Below are 17,907 nucleotides of genomic sequence, written 5' to 3'. Positions count from 1 at the left end.
ATCGCGCAGAATGCGGACAAAGGTCAAGATGCGCACGAAGCGGCTGGTCCGACGACGCGGCCGGTCCTATGCCGGGCCTGAAAGCAGGAGGATCCGATGAACAAACGCATTGAAAACCTGGCGCAGGCGGTGGCCGACATTCCCGACGGCGCCACGGTGATGATCGGCGGCTTCGGTGGGTCGGGCGCGCCGATCGAACTGATCCACGCCCTGATCGACCGCTATCTGGCGACCGGCAGCCCCAGGACCCTGACGGTCATCAACAACAACGCCGGCAACGGCCATGTCGGCATCGCGGCGATGATCGAACAGGGCATGGTCGCGAAGATGGTCTGTTCCTTCCCCCGATCCGCCGATCCGCGCGTCTTCACCGAGAAATACCTGGCCGGAGAGATCGAACTGGAACTGGTTCCGCAGGGCACGCTGGCCGAACGCATCCGCGCGGGCGGGGCGGGGATTCCGGCCTTCTATACGCCGACCAGCTTCGGCACCGACCTTGCAAAGGGCAAGCCGGTCGCGGAATTCGACGGGCGCAGCTATGTGCAGGAACGCTGGCTGAAGGCCGACTTCGCGCTCATCAAGGCGGAAACCGGCGACACCCTCGGCAACCTGACCTATCGCATGGCCGCGCGGAACTTCGCGCCGATCATGGCGATGGCGGCGGCGCGCACCATCGTCCAGGTCAGCCATGCGGTCGCGCCGGGCGGCATCGACCCGGAGGCGGTCGTCACGCCCGGCATCTTCGTCGATGCCATCGTCGAAGTCCCCAACCCCGCGCAGGAAGAAGACCTGAACCGCGCGAACGCCCATCACCCGGAGGTGGCGGCATGACCGGCAAGCTGACCAACGCCCAGATCGCCTGGCGCGCGGCGCAGGACATCCATGACGGCGCCTATGTGAATCTGGGCATCGGCTTCCCCGAGATGGTCGCCCGCTTCCAGCCAAAGGGACGGCAGGCGATCTTTCACACGGAAAACGGCATCCTCGGCTTCGGCGAGGCCCCCGCGCCGGGCCAGGAGGACTGGGATCTGATCAATGCGGGCAAGAAGGCGGTGACGCTGAAGCCCGGCACCGCCTTTTTCCACCATGCCGACAGCTTCGCGATGGTGCGCGGCGGGCATCTGGACGTGGCGATCCTGGGCGCCTATCAGGTCGCGCAGACCGGCGATCTGGCGAACTGGTCCACCGGGCCGAAGGGCGTGCCCGCGGTGGGCGGCGCGATGGATCTGGTCCATGGCGCGAAACGCGTGGCCGTCATCACCGATCACGTCACCAAGGACGGCAAGCCGAAGCTTCTGGATCGCTGCACCCTGCCGCTGACCGGGGTCGCCTGCGTGACGCGGGTCTATACTTCGCTTGCGGTGGTGGACATCGTGGACGGTCGTTTCGTGCTGCGCGAAAAGCTGCCCTCGCTGTCCTTCGACGAGTTGCAATCCCTGACCGGCGCGTCGCTGCATCTGGATGGCGGCGTGGCCGACCTGACCTGCCCCGAGGTGTGACATGACCGACGCTTATCTCTGCGACTATATCCGCACGCCCATCGGCCGGTTCGGGGGCGCGCTGTCATCGGTCCGCGCCGACGACCTGGGCGCGATCCCGCTGCGGGCGCTGATGGCGCGCAACGCGGGCGTGGACTGGGCCGCCGTCGATGACGTGATCCTGGGCTGCGCCAACCAGGCGGGCGAGGACAACCGCAACGTCGCGCGCATGTCGCTGTTGCTGGCGGGCCTGCCGGTCGAGGTTCCGGGCACTACCATCAACCGGCTGTGCGGGTCGGGAATGGACGCGGTGATCGCCGCCGCCCGCGCCATCAAGGCGGGCGAGGCGGACCTGATGATCGCGGGCGGGGTCGAATCCATGTCCCGCGCACCCTTCGTCATGCCCAAGGCCGAAAGCGCCTTCAGCCGCAGCAATGCCGTTTACGACACCACCATCGGCTGGCGCTTCGTCAATCCGGCCATGGAAGCGCAATACGGCGTCGATTCGATGCCCGAGACCGCCGAAAACGTCGCGGAAGATTTTTCCATCAGCCGCGCCGACCAGGACGCCTTCGCGCTGCGGTCCCAGCAGAAGGCGGCGGCAGCGCAGGCGAACGGCCGTCTGGCGCAGGAAATCGCGCCGGTCGAGATCCCGCAGCGCAAGGGCGATCCCAGGGTCGTGGACCGCGACGAACACCCGCGCGAAACGACGCTGGAGGCCCTGGCCGCGCTGAAGGCGCCGTTTCGCAAGGGCGGGTCGGTGACGGCGGGCAATGCCTCGGGCGTGAACGACGGGGCGGCGGCGCTGATCATCGCATCCGAGGCGGCGGCGCGGCGGCACGGCCTGACGCCCATCGCCCGCGTGCTGGGCGGGGCCGTGGCGGGGGTGGCGCCGCGCATCATGGGCTTCGGCCCGGCGCCGGCCTCGAAAAAGCTGATGGCGCGGCTGGGGCTGAGCCAAGCCGATTTCGACGTGATCGAGTTGAACGAGGCTTTCGCCAGCCAGGGTCTTGCCACGTTGCGCGATCTGGGCATCGCCGACGACGATCCGCGCGTGAACCCCAATGGCGGGGCCATCGCGCTTGGGCACCCCCTGGGCATGTCGGGCGCGCGCATCACCGGCACCGCCGCCCTGGAACTGGCGCGCACCGGCGGCAAGCGGTCGCTGTCGACCATGTGCATCGGCGTCGGCCAAGGCATCGCGGTCGCGTTGGAGCGCGTCTAAGGCACGACCGGCGGGCGGCGCGAACCGCCCGCCGGATCGGATCAGACCGCCGCCGCGGTCATCTCATAGGCGAAGGTCTTGGAATCCAGCTCGTCCAGACGGCCTTGGCCGGTCAGGCCCTGCGGATACATCAGGAAGGGCAGGGCGCCCTCGGCTCCGGGCAGGGATAGGTCGCTGGCGGTGTTGAAGGCCACCCAGTTGCCTTCCCAATTGCCTTGCAGGGCGGCATTGACCGGCGCCACCAGCGGGTCGGCGGGATCCTTGATCCAGGTGTCGGTTTCCGCGCGCATCACCTTCAGCACGTCGGCCGGGTCCATGGCCACCCAGCCCAGGCCGGACAACCAGACCTCGGCCCGGCAGTGCTGGGCGCCGGTCACGGACGGGCTGTTCGCGCCCAACTGCTTGTAGCCGAAGGCCGAGGGCGCCACGCGCACGCCATAGATGTCGCGCGCAGGCACGCCCGCCGCGCGGACCAGGCCAACGAACAGGCCGTTCAGGTCGGCGCATTTGCCGCCGAAATTCGCCGTGGTCAGCGTGGCCTGGATATCGCCCGACCCGCAGCCCGCCACCTCCATGTCGCGGTGGCAGTTGCTGACGATCCAGGCATAGATCGCCGCCACCTTCTGCCGGTCGGTGATCGCGCCCTGGGTAATCTGGGCCGCGCGTTCGGCCACCACCCCGTCCAGCGGCTTCAGGCTGGAGCCCTGCAGCGCGGCTTGCAGGACCGCCGGATCCTCGTGGACTTCGGCGGTCTGGGACCAGTCGACCGTGCGGCCGCGCGTCTCGACCCGGCTGACCAGTTCCAGGGTGGGTTGCGCGGTGCCTGCGTCGAATCGGGCGTGCAGCATCCGGGTGCCGGTCGCGGGATCGGTGACGATCTCGGCCTGTGCGGCGTTGCCGGTGAAGGTGTCGCCGACCGACCGCTGCCAGTCCGTCTGGACCGAGGGCACCGGCAGCCAAACCTGCGCAGGCCCGCCCTGGGCCAGGGTCACGGTAGTGCGCAGCTCGAAGCCCTGCCAGCCGCCCGCCTGCGGGGCATAGGCGGGACCGGCGAAGGCCGGACGCAGGGCGGAGGGGATGACGGGCAACAGCCCTGCCGCCAGCGACAGCTTCAGCAGGGATCGGCGGGTGGGGCGGGACATGGAGACACCTCTTGCAGCGACGTTTGCGCCATCATGCGGCATTTCCTGCCGATCCGAAAGGGCCGGGACGCTTTGTGATGGAAAGCGACCCGGCGAATGCTATCCTGCGGGGAACACCCCCCACGACCGATGCCCCCTGAAAATTGAATTGCATTTTATTGCGATGTTGTGCATCATTTCCCGGATCGCAAAAGCGACATCAGGGAGGATACAATGACATTCTTTCGTTCCCGGCTGGCGGCCGGATGGCTGGTCGCGGCCGGCGCCGCCTTGTCGGCCCCCGCGTCCATGGCGCAGGATCTGGAACTGACCATCACAGCCCCGGCGGGCGCGGGCGGCGGTTGGGACGCCGCCGCCCGGTCCCTGCAACAGGTGATGATGGAAACCGGCAACGCGCGCAGCGTCCAGGTGATCAACGTCCCCGGCGCGGGCGGCACGGTGGGCCTGGCGCAATTCGTCCAGGGGGCGGAAGGCAGCCCCAACCAGCTTCTGGTCGGCGGCATCACCCTGGTCGGCGCGATCCTGACCAACAAGGCGCCCTATGACCTGACCGCCGTCACCCCCCTTGCCCGGCTGACCGGCGATCCGCTGGTGATCGTGGTGCCCAAGGCATCGCCCTATCAGACGATGGCGGACCTGATGGAGGGCATCAAGGGCGATGTCGAACACACCATCTGGGCGGGCGGATCGGCGGGCGGCGCCGACCACATGCTGTCGGCCCTGGTCACGCAGGCGGCGGGGCAGGATCCGGCCAAGGTGAACTATGTCGCCTATTCCGGCGGCGAGGCCCTGGCGGCGATGCTGGGCGGGCAGGTCACGGCGGGCGTTTCCGGCTATGGCGAATGGCAGGGACAGATCGAATCGGGCGACCTGCGCGCCCTCGCGATCTCCTATCCCGAACCGATCGAGGGCATCGCCGCCCAGCCGCTGAAGGCCCAGGGCATCGACATCGAACTGGTGAACTGGCGCGGCATCTTCGCCGGGCCGGGCATCAGCGACGCCGACAAGGCCGCCCTGGAAGCGGCCATCGCCAAGACGGTGGAATCGCCCGAATGGCAGGACTTGCTGAAGGCGCGCGGGTGGTCGAACTATTACGCGCCCTCGGACGAGTTCGCCGCCTTCCTGGCAGCCGAAACCGAGCGGGTCAGGGCCATCCTGACCTCGATCGGCCTGGTTGAGTGACCCGAGGCGGGGGCCTTGCCGGTCCCCGCGTCCTTGACCCATCGGGGGAACGTCCGTGACCACATCGACCGCACGGGGTCTGCACAGACCCACGCTTGCCATCGGCATCGCCTTGTTTGCCATGGCCTTCATCACCTGGCGCGACGCCAGCGCCATGCAGATCCGCGCCACCTACGGGATGGGCGCGGATGCGGCATCCTATTTCGTGGCGCTGTTCCTGGCGGTCATGGGGGCGGGGCACCTGATCGCCGCCTTCCGCTGGCAGGACGATCCCGGCCCGACCGACTGGGCGGCGGTGGGCTGGGTGGCCCTGGGGCTGGGCAGCCTGATCGCCGCGATCTGGCTGGGGGCGGGCTTCATCGCCGGATCGACGCTGCTGTTCGCCTTCACCGCGCGGGCCTTCGGGCGCCGGGCCTGGGCGGCCGATTTCGTCCTAGGGCTTATCCTGGCGACCGGGATTTTCCTGCTGTTCAACAAGCTGCTGACCCTGTCCCTGCCGATGGGCCCGGTCGAGCGGCTGTTCTGACCGGGGGCGGCTATGGAATCGTTGACCTTCCTGATGCAGGGCTTCGGCACCGCGCTGGACCCCATGAACCTGGCCTTCGCGGCCATCGGCGTGCTGCTGGGCACCGCAGTGGGCGTGCTGCCGGGCATCGGGCCCGCGCTGACGGTGGCGCTGCTGTTGCCGATCACCTTCAAGCTGGATCCCGGCGGATCGCTGATCATGTTCGCGGGCATCTATTACGGCGGCATGTATGGCGGATCGACCACCGCGATCCTGCTGAACACGCCGGGCGAAAGCGCGTCGGTCGTCACCGCGCTTGAGGGGAACCAGATGGCCCGGCGCGGGCGGGGCGGCCCGGCGCTGGCCACCGCCGCCCTCGGGTCGTTCGTGGCCACCCTGATCGCCACGATGGGGCTGGCCTTCTTCGCGCCGATGCTGGTCAAGGTCGCGATCCAGTTCGGGCCGTGGGATTACTTCGGCCTGATGCTGATCGCCTTCGTCACGGTGTCGGCGACCTTCGGATCCTCGCCTCTGCGCGGATTGACCAGCCTTGCGCTCGGCCTGTGGCTGGGCCTGATCGGCATCGACCAGCTGACCGGCCAGGCCCGGCTGGCCTTCGGCGTCCCCAACCTGCTGGACGGGGTCGAGGTGACGACCCTGGCCGTCGGCCTGTTCGCCCTGGGCGAGGCGCTGCATGTCGCGTCGCGCCACCTGTTCAACGACGAAAAGCCGATGGCGATCAGGGGCTCCATCTGGATGTCGCGCGAGGATTGGAAGCGGTCCTGGAAGCCCTGGCTGCGCGGCACGGCGGTGGGCTTTCCCATCGGCGCGCTGCCCGCCGGCGGGGCCGAGATCCCGACCTTCCTGTCCTATACGATGGAACGCAAGCTGGCCCAGAAGCCCGAGGAATTCGGCCAGGGCGCCATCGAGGGGGTGGCCGGGCCCGAGGCCGCGAACAACGCATCCGCCGCGGGCACTCTTGTGCCGCTGCTGACGCTGGGGCTGCCCACGTCCGCCACGGCGGCGGTGATGCTGGCGGGGTTCCAGCAATACAACCTGCAACCCGGCCCGCTGCTGTTCGTGCAGCACCCGGCCCTGGTCTGGGGCCTGGTCGCATCGCTGTTCATCGCCAACGTGATGCTGCTGATCCTGAACCTGCCCCTGGTGGGGCTGTGGGTGCGGCTGTTGAAGATCCCGCTGCCCTGGCTTTACGCGGGCATCCTGGTCTTTGCCTGCATGGGCACCATCGCCGCCAACCCCTCGGTGGTGGAACTGGTGATGCTGGTGGCCTTCGGCATCCTGGGCTTCGTGATGCGGCGATACGATTATCGCATCGCCCCGGTGGTCGTCGGCCTGATCCTGGGTCCGATGGCCGACAGCGCCCTGCGCCGGTCCTTGCAGATGAGCCTGGGCGACCCGATGATCCTGTTGCAGCATCCGGGGTCCGCCACGATGATCGCCATCGCCGTCCTGGCCTTGGTGGCGCCGTTCCTGTTCAAGAGCCTGGCCCGGTTCCGCCAGGACGAGGACTGACGTTCCGGGCGGCGCGGTCCCAGGGCCGCGCCGCCCGCCCTGCCCGCCGGAGGATCCATGGCACGTGCCAGCCTTTCCCCCCAGATCATGGCCCGAATCGTCGACCACGCCCGGCAGTTGGGCATGAAGGCGGGCCAGCACCTGCCCGCCCAGGCCCTGGCCGACAGCTTCAAGGTCTCTCGTCAGCCCATCGTCAGCGCGCTGAAGAAGCTGCAAGACATGGGCATCGTCGAGGCGACACCCAATCGCGGCTTCTTCCTGGCCTGCGACGCCGACCGGATCCCCCGGCTGGACACCGACGCCGAGGGCGACGACGTTCTGTATGACCGCATCGCCGCCGACCGGCTGGCGGGCGCGCTCCCCGACCGGCAAAGCGAGAACGAGCTGATCCGGCTTTACGGCGTCACCCGCGGCCGCCTGCTGCGGGTGCTGCGGCGGATCGCGGACGAAGGCTGGATCGAACGGCTGCCGGGCAACGGCTGGGAGTTCCGGGAAATCCTGACCTCGCGCAAGGCCTATGCCGACGCCTACCAGTTCCGCGCCGCGACCGAGATGCAGGCCCTGCTGCTGCCCAGCTTCCGCATCGACCGGGATGCCTTCGCCGCCGCCCGCCGCCATCAGCAGGCGCTGCTGGAAAGCTATGGCCGCGACAGGCCCCAGAAGGTCTTCGGCACCAACGTCGAATTCCACGAAATGCTGATGACCTGCGCCAACAACGATTTCTTCCTGGACGCCGTGCGCCGCGTGAACCGGGTGCGGCGGCTGATGGAATACAGCATCACCCACGACCGCAGCCGGATGCCGCAGCAATGCCGCGAGCATCTGCGCATCCTGGACCTGATCGAGGAACGCGACATGCAGGCCGCCGCCACGTTCCTGTACCGCCATATCCGCGAAGCGGCGGCGATCAAGACCGCGATGTTTGCTTGATTGCATTTCATGACGAAATAATGCTATCCTGCTGCCAGCGGGGGGATCATCATGCAATTTGCCGCGACCCATGACGGATACAGGATCATCGACCTGCCGGCGGCCGCCGGTCCCGCGTTGCCGCGCCTGCCGCATATCCATCGCCTGCTGCTGGAAAACGTGCTGCGCAGCGGCGGCGACGCCAAGGGCGGGCGGGCCGCGATCCTGTCCTGGCTGGACCACGGGCGCAGCACGGCCGAGATCGCCTTTCTGCCGGGCCGCGTGCTGATGCACGACACCACCTGCGGCCCCGCCCTGGTGGACATTGCCGCCATGCGGTCGGCCCTGGCCGAGGCGGGCCGCGACCCTGCGCTGCTGAACCCGGTGCTGCCGGTCGATGTCTCGACCGACCATTCGCTGGCGGTCGACACCTGGGCCGCCCCCGGCGCGATGGCCCGCAACATCGAAAACGAATACCGCCGCAACGCCGAGCGGTATCGCTTCATGAAATGGGCCACGAACGCGCTGTCGAATTTCCGCGTCCATCCGCCCGGCACCGGCATCATGCACACGCTGAACCTGGAACGGCTGGCCACCGTCGTGACCACCCGCGACGGCTGGATGATGCCTGACACGCTGATCGGCACCGACAGCCACACGCCGATGATCAACGGCATCGGCGTCCTGGCCTGGGGCGTCGGCGGGATCGAGGCGGAAAGCGTCTTCTTCGGGATGCCGGTGATGCTGCGCGTCCCGGATGTGGTGGGCGTGCGGCTGACCGGACGCCTGCCGGACGGCGTGACGGCCACCGACCTGGCGCTGACCGTGACCGAGCGGCTGCGGCGCGTGGATCTGGCCGACCGCTTCGTGGAATTCTTCGGGCCGGGGGTTGCCACGCTGTCGGCGGGCGACCGGGCGGTGATCGCCAACATGACGCCCGAATTCGGGGCCAATTCCGGGTTCTTTCCCGTCGACGGCGCGACCATAGCCTATCTGCGCCAGACCGGGCGCAGCGCCGATCATTGCGCCCTGGTCGAGGGGTATTGCCGCCGCCAGGGGCTGTGGTTCGACCCTGACGAAACCCCGGTGTTCACCGACACGCTGGCCCTGGATCTGGCCCAGGTCCAGGTCAGCGTCGCCGGTCCCCGCCGTCCCCAGGACCGCATCGCGGCCTCGGCCACCGCCCAGGCCACCCATGTGCTGCGCGGCGCGCCCCGGCCCGCGCCGCGGGGCGAGGCCCCGGACGGCGCCGTCGCCATCGCCGCGATCACCAGCTGCACCAATACCAGCGATCCGCGCCTGCTGGTCGCCGCCGGGCTAGTGGCGCGCAAGGCCCGCGCCCTGGGGCTGCGGCCGCCCGCGCATGTCAAGACCTCGCTGGCGCCGGGATCGCCCACCGCCGAACGGTATCTGCGCCGTGCCGGGCTGCTTGAGGATCTGGAGGCGGTGGGATTCGGCATCGTCGGCTATGGCTGCACCACCTGCATCGGCAATTCCGGCCCGCTGCCCGACAGTGCGGTCCGGGCGCAGGCGGACGGCCGGTTGCAGGTCGCCGTCCTGTCGGGCAACCGCAACTTTCCGGGCCGGGTCCATCCGCAGCTTGAGGCCGGGTTCCTGGCCTCGCCCCCCCTGGTGGTGGCCTTCGCCCTGGCGGGGGACGTGGAACGCGACATCCTGCATGACGACATCGCGCCCGGCGTCCGGCTGTCCGACCTGTGGCCCACGGGGGCGGACATCGACGCGGCCCTGGCCCTGGCGCAGGACAGCGCGGATTACGCCGCCGCCTATGACCAGGCCGAGGCCAGCCGGCTGTGGCGCGACCTTGACGCGCCCGCCACGCCGCTGTTCCCCTGGGATCCGGCATCGACCTATATCCGCCGCCCGCCTTTCGCGGCCTTTCCCGCGCCGCGAGACACCCGGATCAGCGCCGCCCCGATCCTCGTCCTGGGCGACGACATCACCACCGACCACATCTCTCCCGCAGGGGCCATTCCCAAAGGGGGCGAGGCCGGGCGCTATCTGATCGAACGGGGCGACCCGGAGAACGACCTGAACGTGTTCTCGTCCCGGCGCGGGAACTGGGAGGCCATGCTGCGCGGGCTGTTCACCAACAGGTCGGTTCGGAACCTGCTGGCCCCGGAGATCCCGCCCGGCAGCACCGTCCTGCCCGACGGCGCGGTCCTGCCCTTGTGGCAGGCGGCGGACCTGTATCGCGCCCAGGGCGTCCCGGTGGTGATCGTCGCGGGCGAACGCTATGGCATGGGGTCGTCGCGCGACTGGGCCGCCAAGGGCGCGGCGCTGCTGTGCACCCGCGCGGTGCTTGCCGTGGGGTTCGAGCGGATCCATCGGTCGAACCTGATCGGCATGGGCATCCTGCCGCTGCGCCTGCCCGATGGCGTCACCCCGCAATCGCTGGCCCTGACAGCGCGGGACCGGATCGAGCTGGACCTGGATCCCGCCCGGCTGTCGCCGCGCGCGCCTGTGCGCGTGACGCTGCGCCGGGCCTCGGGCGCGGTCCAGACGATGGACGCCGCCGCCGCGATCGAGACCAGCCTGGAGGTCGAGACCCTGGCCCAGGGCGGGCTGATGCCGCTGATCCTGGATCGGGTCACGCAAGGCGCGGACGTGTCTGGCGGGAAATCATGACCTGCATTCTGGACATGAAGGGACGCTCGCCCTGCATGTAGCCATTGCCCAGTCCGTGTCCGCGCCGTAACCCGGCCGGGGCGTCAGGGAGGCCAAGGCCTCGATCCGCCGGGCCAGGGCCGTGGTCTGTTCGCGGATGTCGGGGATGGCGGTGATTTCCCAGAAGGCCGCGCGGGACGCCGGGCCGATGGCGTGCAGCCGGGCCGAGGGGATCCCGGCGGCGTCGATCACCGCGCAATCGGGCGACACGTCCAGCCCGATTCCCATCGGGTCGATCCGGGCGCGGCCGCTGGCGATCAGGTCCGCGACCAGGGGCGAGGCATGTTGCCGGGGATCGCGCAGGATCCCCCGGCAATCGATGATCCGGCAGGCCCGGACTTCGCGCGCCGCGCCGCCGGGCTGTGCGATCCGCGCCACAAGCCCGCCGTCCGGGTCACGGTCCGCGCCCGCGAAGCGGCCCCGGATCAGCCGCAACTGCCCCGAGGCCAGGGCGTCCGCGATCCGATCCGCCGATTGCGGCGGCATCCGGTGGCGATGGATGTCCCACCAGGGCGCGGCATGGCGCAGGAAGCGTGCCCGTTCCGCCAAGGGCAGCGAGGCCCACAAGCGGCGCACATGGGGGCGGATGCCGTCGACGGCATCGCGCCAGCCGCCGCCGTCCCGCGCCGCCTGCCGGGCCAAGCCACGCGCCCAGCGGAACAGGACGCTGGCCCTGGCCCCCAGGGGCACGTCCTCGGCCGCGATCGGCAGGGGGATGGCGGCGGCGTGGCGGCGCGGGATCAACCCGCGTCGGGACAGGGCCAGGATCTCTCCACGATGGTTGCGGTTCATCAGCGACAGCACCTGGTCGACCATCGACAGGCCGGTGCCGATGATGATGACCCGGCCGTCGGGATCCAGGTCTCCCAGCGGCTGCCACGCGCCCGACAGGATGCCTGCCGGATCGGGTTCGGGCAGGACATGGCCCGTCGCAAGGACCACCTGGTCGGCCAGCAGCCTGCGCCCGTTGTCCAGATGCACCGTCAGAAGCGCCCCGCCGCCGCCGATCCGCAGGCAGGTCTGGCGGATGCAGGACAGCCGCGACGCCCCCGCACCCGCCCCGGACAGCCAGGGCGCCAGCAGGCTTGCCAGATAGGCGCCATAGGTCGGGCGGCTGACAAAGGACGCCGCCGTCGCCGCACCATCTCCGTCCACCGCGTCCCCGGCCGCTGTGCGATGCGATTCCAGCCAGCGGCGGAAATGGTCGGGATCGTCCGGGAAGGCGCTCATGTTCTGGACGCGGGTATTCAGCAGATGCTGCGGATCGTCGGTGGAATAGGCGATGCCGCAACCCAGCATGTTCCGCCCCTCGACCAGGGTGACGCGCAGGCGCGCGCCAGGCCGCGACAGCAGGTGCGTGGCCATGAGGACGCCGCTGGCGCCGCCGCCGATGATGACGACATGCGGCGCAGGTGACGCCGGGCGCAGGGGCGACGCGCGCAGGGCCTGGGTCATGGCCGGATCCTCGGACATCGGGGCAGGGGCTGGGCGACAAACGGATTCCGGGGCATCGGGATTCTCCTTGATCCGTTTAATCTAGCGCATCGGTCGTCTTTCGGCGTTCCAATCTTGGCGCGCGAGAGGGAAAATCCTTTCCCGAAAGCCCCCGGCGACAACGATCCTGTTCGCCGCCGCGCGGTTGACCCTGAATTCCTTCCCGCGGCGCGGCCGAGGCACCGTTGCCGCGACAGAAGGATTTCCTCTTTGGGCGGGGCTTGCCGACAGCCATGCCCCAAAACCGGCGCGACCTTTGGAATGGCTGCAAGACCGGCTTCACGCAATATTCACGACAAGAGAAATCGTCTTTTCAGGAGCAGCCCATGACCCTCCGCATCGCCGCCTTCGCAGGCAGCCTCAGCAGCCCGTCGCGGACCCGCGCCCTGGTCGAACAGGCGGCGGGCCGCACCGCCCTGCGGTTCGGCGGCACCGCCGTCACCTATGACCTGACCGATCTGCAACCGTCGCTGGGGCGGGCGGCGACGCTGGACGACATGGATCCCACGGCGCGCGGCATCGTCGGCGACATCCTGTCGGCGGATGCGCTGATCGTCGGCAGCCCGGTCTACAAGGGCAGCTATGCGGGGCTGTTCAAGCACCTGTTCGACCTGATCGACCCGGCCACCCTGGCGGGCAAGCCGGTGCTGCTGACCGCGACCGGCGGCGGCGACAAGCACGCCCTGGTGATCGAGCACCAGCTGCGCCCGCTGTTCGCGTTCTTCGAGGCCGCCGTTCTGCCGACCGGCGTCTATGCGGGTGGCGCGGATTTCCGCGACGGCCAGCCCGCCGCACCCGCGCTGCTGGACCGGCTGGACCGCGCCGTCACGCAATTCGCCCCCTTCGTCGAACGCCGCCACGCGGCGCTGTCCACCGCCGCCTGACCGAAGGAGACCGCCATGACCCGCCACGAAACCTTCGACGCCACGATCCCCGCCGACACCGTGCTGCCTGTCACCCCCCGCATCGGGGCCGAGATCCGCGACATCGTCCTGTCGGCCGACCTGCCGGATGCCACCCTGGCCGCCCTCGAATCGCTGCTGCTGCGCCACAAGGTGCTGTTCTTCCGGGGCCAGCACCATCTGGACGACCAGTCGCAAGAGGCGTTCGCGCGCCGCCTGGGCGATCTGGCGCCGCATCCCACGCAGGCGGTGGTGGCGGGCACCGCCTCGATCCTGGAACTGGACAGCAGCAAGGGCGGCGGGCGGGCGGATCGCTGGCATACCGACGTGACCTTCGTGCCGGCCTATCCCAAGGCGTCCGTGCTGCGCGGCGTGGTGATCCCGCCGGTCGGCGGCGACACGATCTGGGCCAATACCGCCACCGCCTATGAAGACCTGCCGGAACCGCTGCGGCATCTGGCGGACGGGCTGCGGGCGGTCCATTCGAACGCCTATGACTATGCCGCGCAGCGCCCCAGGGCCAACGACAAGGACCGCCAGCATTACGAACAGGTCTTCCGCCGCGAGGTGTTCGAGACCGAGCATCCGGTGGTCCGCGTCCATCCCGAAACGGGCGAGCGGGTTCTGGTGCTGGGCAGCTTCCTGCAACGCATCACAGGCCTCTCGCGCGAAGAATCGCTGCGCCTCTACGACATCCTGCAAGCCTATGTGACCGCGCCCGAAAACACCGTGCGCTGGCGGTGGCAGGCGGGCGACGTGGTGATCTGGGACAACCGCGCCACCCAGCATATCGCCGTGAACGATTACGGCGACGCCCATCGCGTCGTGCACCGCATCACCCTGGACGGCGACGTGCCGGTGGGCGTCGACGGCCGTGCCAGCACCCCCCTGATCCCCGCCTGAAGGAGCATCCGATGACCCGCAAGATCCGCCTTGGCGCCTTTCTTCCCGGCGGCGGCCAGCATATCGCCAGCTGGCGCCATCCCGACCAGCCGGCCGACGGCGCCGTCAATTTCGACTTCCACGTCCAGCTTGCGCAAGAGGCCGAGCGCGGCCTGTTCGACGCCTATTTCCTGGCCGACGGGCTTGCCACGTCGACCGGCGGCCTGTCCGAGGGCGGTCCGGCCCGGATCGCCGGGTTCGAGCCCGTGACGCTGTTCGCGGCGCTTGCCACGCAGACCTCGCATCTGGGCTTCATCGCCACCGCCTCAACCACATACGAAGAACCGTTCAACACCGCGCGCAAATTTGCCTCGCTGGACCTGATTTCGGGCGGGCGCGCGGGCTGGAACGTCGTCACCACCGCGACCGAGGCGGCGGCGCGGAACTTCAATCTGGACCAGCAGCATCCGCACGCCTTCCGCTATCGGCGGGCGGCGGAACATGTCGATGTGGTGAAGAAGCTGTGGGACAGTTTCGAGGACGACATCTTCATCCGCGACAAGGACAGCGGCACCTTCTACGACCGGGACAAGCTGCGCCGCGCCCATCATAAAGGCGAGCATTTCAAGGTCGAGGGGCCGCTGAACGTGCCTCGGTCTCCGCAGGGCCATCCGGTGATCGTGCAGGCGGGCCAGTCCGACGACGGCCGCGCCCTGGCCGCCGCGACGGCGGAAGTGATCTTCACCGCCCATCAGCGGCTGGACACGGCGCAGGAATTCTATCGCGACATCAAGTCCCGCGCCCTGGGGCTGGGCCGCGATCCGTCGCATGTCCTGATCATGCCCGGTGTCTCGCCCTTCGTGGGCCGGACCGAGGACGAGGCGCGCGAGAAATACGACCGCCTGACCAGCCTCATCCGCCCCGAGGACGGGGTGGCGCTGCTGAACGGGCTGACCGGCGGCACGCTGGACCTGAAAGGCTATGACCTGGATGGCCCTCTGCCGCCCGCACCGCCGACCGAGGGGATGAAGTCGCGCCAGGCGCTGATCCGCCAGATCGCCGACGACAACAACTTCACGATCCGCCAGCTTTACCAATGGGTCGCCTCGGCGCGCGGCCATTTCACGGTGGTCGGCAGTGCCACCCAGATCGCCGACGTGCTCCAGGATTGGTTCGAGAACGAGGGCGCCGACGGCTTCAACATCCTGCCGCCCTGGCTGCCCACCGGCCTGACCGATTTCATCGACCTGGTGATCCCCGAACTGCAACGGCGCGGGCTGTTCCGCACCGCATACGAAGGCCGCACCCTGCGCGAGAACCTGGGCCTGCCCTTCCCGATCAACCGCCATGCCGCCGCCCGCGCGGCCGCCCAGGCAGCGGAGTGATCCTATGGCCATCCAGACACTCGACACCCCCCGCACCCGACCCGACCCGACCCGCGCGCTGCGCGACGGCGCCGGGCGGTTCCTGTCCCGCTGGGGGCTGGTGATCGGCTTCGTGGTCCTGTGGCAGGTGGCCAGCACGCTGGGCTGGGTCAGCCCCGCCGTCTTTCCGCCGCTGGACAGGATCGCGGTGGCGCTGTGGGACGGCATCGCCAGCGGCGCCCTGCTGGACGACATCGCCATCAGCCTGCAACGCGCGGGCACGGCCTTCGTCGCCGCCGTGGTGCTGGGCATTCCGCTGGGCCTGCTGATGGGCCAGCTTCCCGCCATCGAACGCGCGCTCGATCCGCTGTTGCAGCTGTTCCGCCAGACCTCGGCGCTGGCGCTTTATCCGGTGTTCATCCTGCTGCTGGGCCTGGGCGAGACATCGAAGGTCTTCGTGATCTTCTGGGCCACGCTGTTTCCGATCCTGCTGGCGACCATCGGCGGCGTGAAAGAGGTCGACCGCAAGCTGATCGAGATGGCGCGCAGTTATGGCGCGACGCATCTTCAGGTGTTCCGCCGGGTGATCCTGCCCGCCTCGGTCCCCGCGATCTTCGTCGGGCTGCGCCTCTCGGCCACCACCGCCCTGCTGCTGCTGATCGCGGCCGAGATGATCGGCGCGAACAAGGGCGTCGGCTTCCAGGTGATGAACGCGCAATACAACTTCCAGATCCCGCTGATGTTCGCCGCGATCTTCCTGCTGGCCTTCCTGGGGCTGGCCGCCAACGCCGTGCTGGTCGCGCTGCAACGCCGCCTGTGCCGCTGGTCCGTGACCGACCGCTGATCCCCCCATTCCCAAGGATACCACCATCATGAAACACGTTCTGATCTCTCTGACGCTCTCGACCGCGCTGACCGCCCCGGCCTGGGCCGAGGATGTGACCCTGCGCTATCTGGCCAGCCATGGCGGCATCGCGGCCCATGAACTGGCGCAGGAACTGGGCTATTTCGACGGCACCGGCGTCACCGTGGAAACCGTGGGCTATGCCTCGGGCGGGCCGGAATCGCTGATGGCCCTGGCGGGCGGATCGGTCGATATCGGCAGCGCGGCGACGGCTGCGGTGCTGAACTCGATCATCGGCGGCAATGAATTCGTCGCGGCCTATCCGACCAACGGCATCAACAAGGACGTGAAGTCGATCTTCTACGTGCTGGAGGACAGCCCGATCAGGACGGTCGAGGATATCCAGGGCAAGACCGTCGCCGTCAACACGCTGGGCGCCCATCTGGATTACACCGTGCGCGAGGCGCTGCACCAAAAGGGCCTGCCGGAAAATGCCGCCAATCTGGTGACGGTGCCGGGGCCGCAGCTTGAACAGGTGCTGCGGTCGGGCCAGGTGGATGTCGCGGCCTTCGGCTATTGGCAGACCACCTTCGAGGGCGCGGCCCGCAAGACGGGCGGGCTGCGCGAAGTGTTCGACGACAACCAGATCCTGGGCGACATCGCGGGTGGCTTCACCGTGCTGCGCAAGGATTGGGTCGCCGATCACCCCGAGGCCGCCCAGCACTTCGTCAAGCAGTCGGCCCGCGCCCTGGACTATGCCCGTGAAAACCCCGAGGAAACCCGCGAGATCCTGGCCCGCGTCCTGAAGGAACGCGGCGAGAACCCCGAGGTCGCGCAGTATTTCGCGGGCTATGGCGTGCGTCCGGGCGGGCTGCCCACCGAACGCGACATCCAGTTCTGGATCGACGTTCTGGTGCGCGAGGGCAAGCTGCCCGAGGGCCAGTTGAAGGCCAGCGACGTGCTGCTGACCACGGGCGAGGAGGTGGCCGCCAGATGACCGCCACCGCCCTGCGCGGAGAGGTGGCGCTGCGCCACATCTCCAAGACCTTCACCCTGAACGGCCAGCCCCTGCCGGTGCTGCGCAACCTGTCGCTGGACATTCGCGGCGGCGAAAGCCTGGCCATCGTCGGGCCTTCGGGCTGCGGCAAGACCACGCTGCTGCGCCTGCTGGCCGGGCTGGAACGGGCCGATGGCGGGCAGGTGCTGATCGACGGCCGCCCGGTCCAGGGCGTCGGCACCGAACGCGCGGTGATCTATCAGGAACCGCGCCTGCTGCCCTGGCTGACGGTGCTGGAAAACGTGGCCTTCGGGCTGGAGGTCCGGGGCGTGCCGCGCAGCCTCGCCCGCGACCGCGCCCGCCGCTATATCCGGCTGGTCGGCCTGTCGGATTTCGAGGGCGCCTGGCCCCGGCAGTTGTCGGGCGGCATGGCGCAGCGCGTCGGCATCGCCCGCGCGCTGACCGTGCAGCCGGAAATCCTGCTGCTGGACGAACCGCTGGGCGCGCTTGACGCGATGACCAAGCTGACCATGCAAGAGGAACTGGAACGCATCTGGCGCGAGGAAAACGTCACCATGATCCTGGTCACGCATGATCTTGAGGAAGCGATCTTCCTGGCGGATCGTGTGCTGGTCCTGTCGCGCGATCCCGGCACGGTTCCGCGCCTGATCGAGGTGGACCTGCCCCGCCCCCGAGACCGCAGCGAAGCGGGCTTCGTCGAAATGCGCCGCCTGCTGATGGCCGAATTCGGCCTGCACTAGGCGC

16 protein-coding genes are annotated in these 17,907 nt (G+C 69.1%); 14 read left to right on the top strand and 2 right to left on the bottom strand.

Features of this window, described 5'->3' with window-relative positions; all coding sequences use genetic code 11:
* Positions 1-96 precede the first annotated feature (96 nt).
* The 3 genes from ACTJI6_RS06320 to pcaF are packed head-to-tail and all read left to right on the top strand — an operon-like array spanning position 97 to position 2,703.
* Positions 97-831, top strand: coding sequence for a 3-oxoacid CoA-transferase subunit A (locus tag ACTJI6_RS06320; protein WP_440798837.1), 735 nt, complete (start codon positions 97-99; stop codon positions 829-831).
* Positions 828-1,499 carry a 3-oxoacid CoA-transferase subunit B gene (locus ACTJI6_RS06315; protein WP_440798835.1) on the top strand — a complete coding sequence of 224 codons (672 nt, stop codon included), beginning with the start codon at positions 828-830 and terminating at the stop codon, positions 1,497-1,499. Before ACTJI6_RS06320 ends, ACTJI6_RS06315 begins: the two co-directional genes overlap by 4 nt.
* A 1-nt stretch (position 1,500) precedes the next feature.
* Complete coding sequence (pcaF, locus tag ACTJI6_RS06310; protein WP_440798833.1) at positions 1,501-2,703, top strand: 3-oxoadipyl-CoA thiolase; 1,203 nt, start codon at positions 1,501-1,503, stop codon at positions 2,701-2,703.
* 41 nt (positions 2,704-2,744) lie between these two features.
* Here pcaF and ACTJI6_RS06305 read toward each other — a convergent pair whose 3' ends face one another.
* Positions 2,745-3,845, bottom strand: a complete 1,101-nt coding sequence (locus ACTJI6_RS06305) for a transglutaminase-like domain-containing protein (RefSeq protein ID WP_440798831.1) — start codon at positions 3,843-3,845, stop codon at positions 2,745-2,747.
* 213 nt (positions 3,846-4,058) lie between these two features.
* Between ACTJI6_RS06305 and ACTJI6_RS06300 the strand changes: the two genes are divergently transcribed.
* The 5 genes from ACTJI6_RS06300 to acnA are packed head-to-tail and all read left to right on the top strand — an operon-like array spanning position 4,059 to position 10,620.
* Complete coding sequence (locus ACTJI6_RS06300) at positions 4,059-5,027, top strand: Bug family tripartite tricarboxylate transporter substrate binding protein (protein WP_440798829.1); 969 nt, start codon at positions 4,059-4,061, stop codon at positions 5,025-5,027.
* Between the two features lie 55 nt (positions 5,028-5,082).
* Positions 5,083-5,553 (top strand): tripartite tricarboxylate transporter TctB family protein, encoded by a 471-nt coding sequence (locus ACTJI6_RS06295; protein ID WP_440798827.1) that lies wholly within the window; start codon positions 5,083-5,085, stop codon positions 5,551-5,553.
* 12 nt (positions 5,554-5,565) lie between these two features.
* Positions 5,566-7,065, top strand: a complete 1,500-nt coding sequence (locus tag ACTJI6_RS06290) for a tripartite tricarboxylate transporter permease (protein WP_440798826.1) — start codon at positions 5,566-5,568, stop codon at positions 7,063-7,065.
* 57 nt (positions 7,066-7,122) lie between these two features.
* The gene (locus tag ACTJI6_RS06285; protein WP_440798824.1) at positions 7,123-7,995 is read left to right on the top strand and encodes a GntR family transcriptional regulator; all 873 of its coding nucleotides are present in this window, start codon (positions 7,123-7,125) and stop codon (positions 7,993-7,995) included.
* A gap of 51 nt (positions 7,996-8,046) precedes the next feature.
* Complete coding sequence (gene acnA / locus ACTJI6_RS06280; RefSeq protein WP_440798823.1) at positions 8,047-10,620, top strand: aconitate hydratase AcnA; 2,574 nt, start codon at positions 8,047-8,049, stop codon at positions 10,618-10,620.
* Here acnA and ACTJI6_RS06275 read toward each other — a convergent pair.
* Positions 10,615-12,114: an FAD/NAD(P)-binding protein gene (locus ACTJI6_RS06275; RefSeq protein ID WP_440798821.1), complete on the bottom strand. Its 1,500-nt coding sequence runs from the start codon at positions 12,112-12,114 to the stop codon at positions 10,615-10,617. The two genes, acnA and ACTJI6_RS06275, sit on opposite strands and share 6 nt — an antisense overlap.
* 365 nt (positions 12,115-12,479) lie before the next feature.
* On the opposite strand from ACTJI6_RS06275, the gene msuE reads away from it, so the two are divergent.
* From msuE to ACTJI6_RS06245, 6 genes are read left to right on the top strand one after another with little or no spacing between them, the layout of a single operon-like run.
* Entirely contained in the window at positions 12,480-13,037 is a 558-nt protein-coding gene (msuE, locus tag ACTJI6_RS06270) for an FMN reductase (RefSeq protein ID WP_440798819.1), read from the top strand.
* Between the two features lie 15 nt (positions 13,038-13,052).
* Complete coding sequence (locus ACTJI6_RS06265; RefSeq protein ID WP_440798817.1) at positions 13,053-13,958, top strand: TauD/TfdA dioxygenase family protein; 906 nt, start codon at positions 13,053-13,055, stop codon at positions 13,956-13,958.
* Positions 13,959-13,969: 11 nt separating this feature from the next.
* The gene (locus ACTJI6_RS06260) at positions 13,970-15,322 is read left to right on the top strand and encodes an LLM class flavin-dependent oxidoreductase (RefSeq protein ID WP_440798815.1); all 1,353 of its coding nucleotides are present in this window, start codon (positions 13,970-13,972) and stop codon (positions 15,320-15,322) included.
* Between the two features lie 4 nt (positions 15,323-15,326).
* On the top strand, positions 15,327-16,145 hold the full coding sequence (locus ACTJI6_RS06255; protein WP_440798813.1) for an ABC transporter permease: 819 nt from the start codon (positions 15,327-15,329) through the stop codon (positions 16,143-16,145).
* A 28-nt stretch (positions 16,146-16,173) separates the two neighbouring features.
* Positions 16,174-17,142 (top strand): ABC transporter substrate-binding protein, encoded by a 969-nt coding sequence (locus tag ACTJI6_RS06250; protein ID WP_440798811.1) that lies wholly within the window; start codon positions 16,174-16,176, stop codon positions 17,140-17,142.
* Positions 17,139-17,903, top strand: a complete 765-nt coding sequence (locus tag ACTJI6_RS06245) for an ABC transporter ATP-binding protein (RefSeq protein ID WP_440798809.1) — start codon at positions 17,139-17,141, stop codon at positions 17,901-17,903. Before ACTJI6_RS06250 ends, ACTJI6_RS06245 begins: the two co-directional genes overlap by 4 nt.
* The last annotated feature ends 4 nt before the right edge of the window (positions 17,904-17,907 follow it).

Source organism: Paracoccus sp. 22332 (assembly GCF_052045125.1).
Classification (GTDB): domain Bacteria; phylum Pseudomonadota; class Alphaproteobacteria; order Rhodobacterales; family Rhodobacteraceae; genus Paracoccus; species Paracoccus haematequi_A.
Note: the sequence above shows the minus strand (reverse complement) of the source record. Positions and strands in the feature narration are given on the sequence as shown.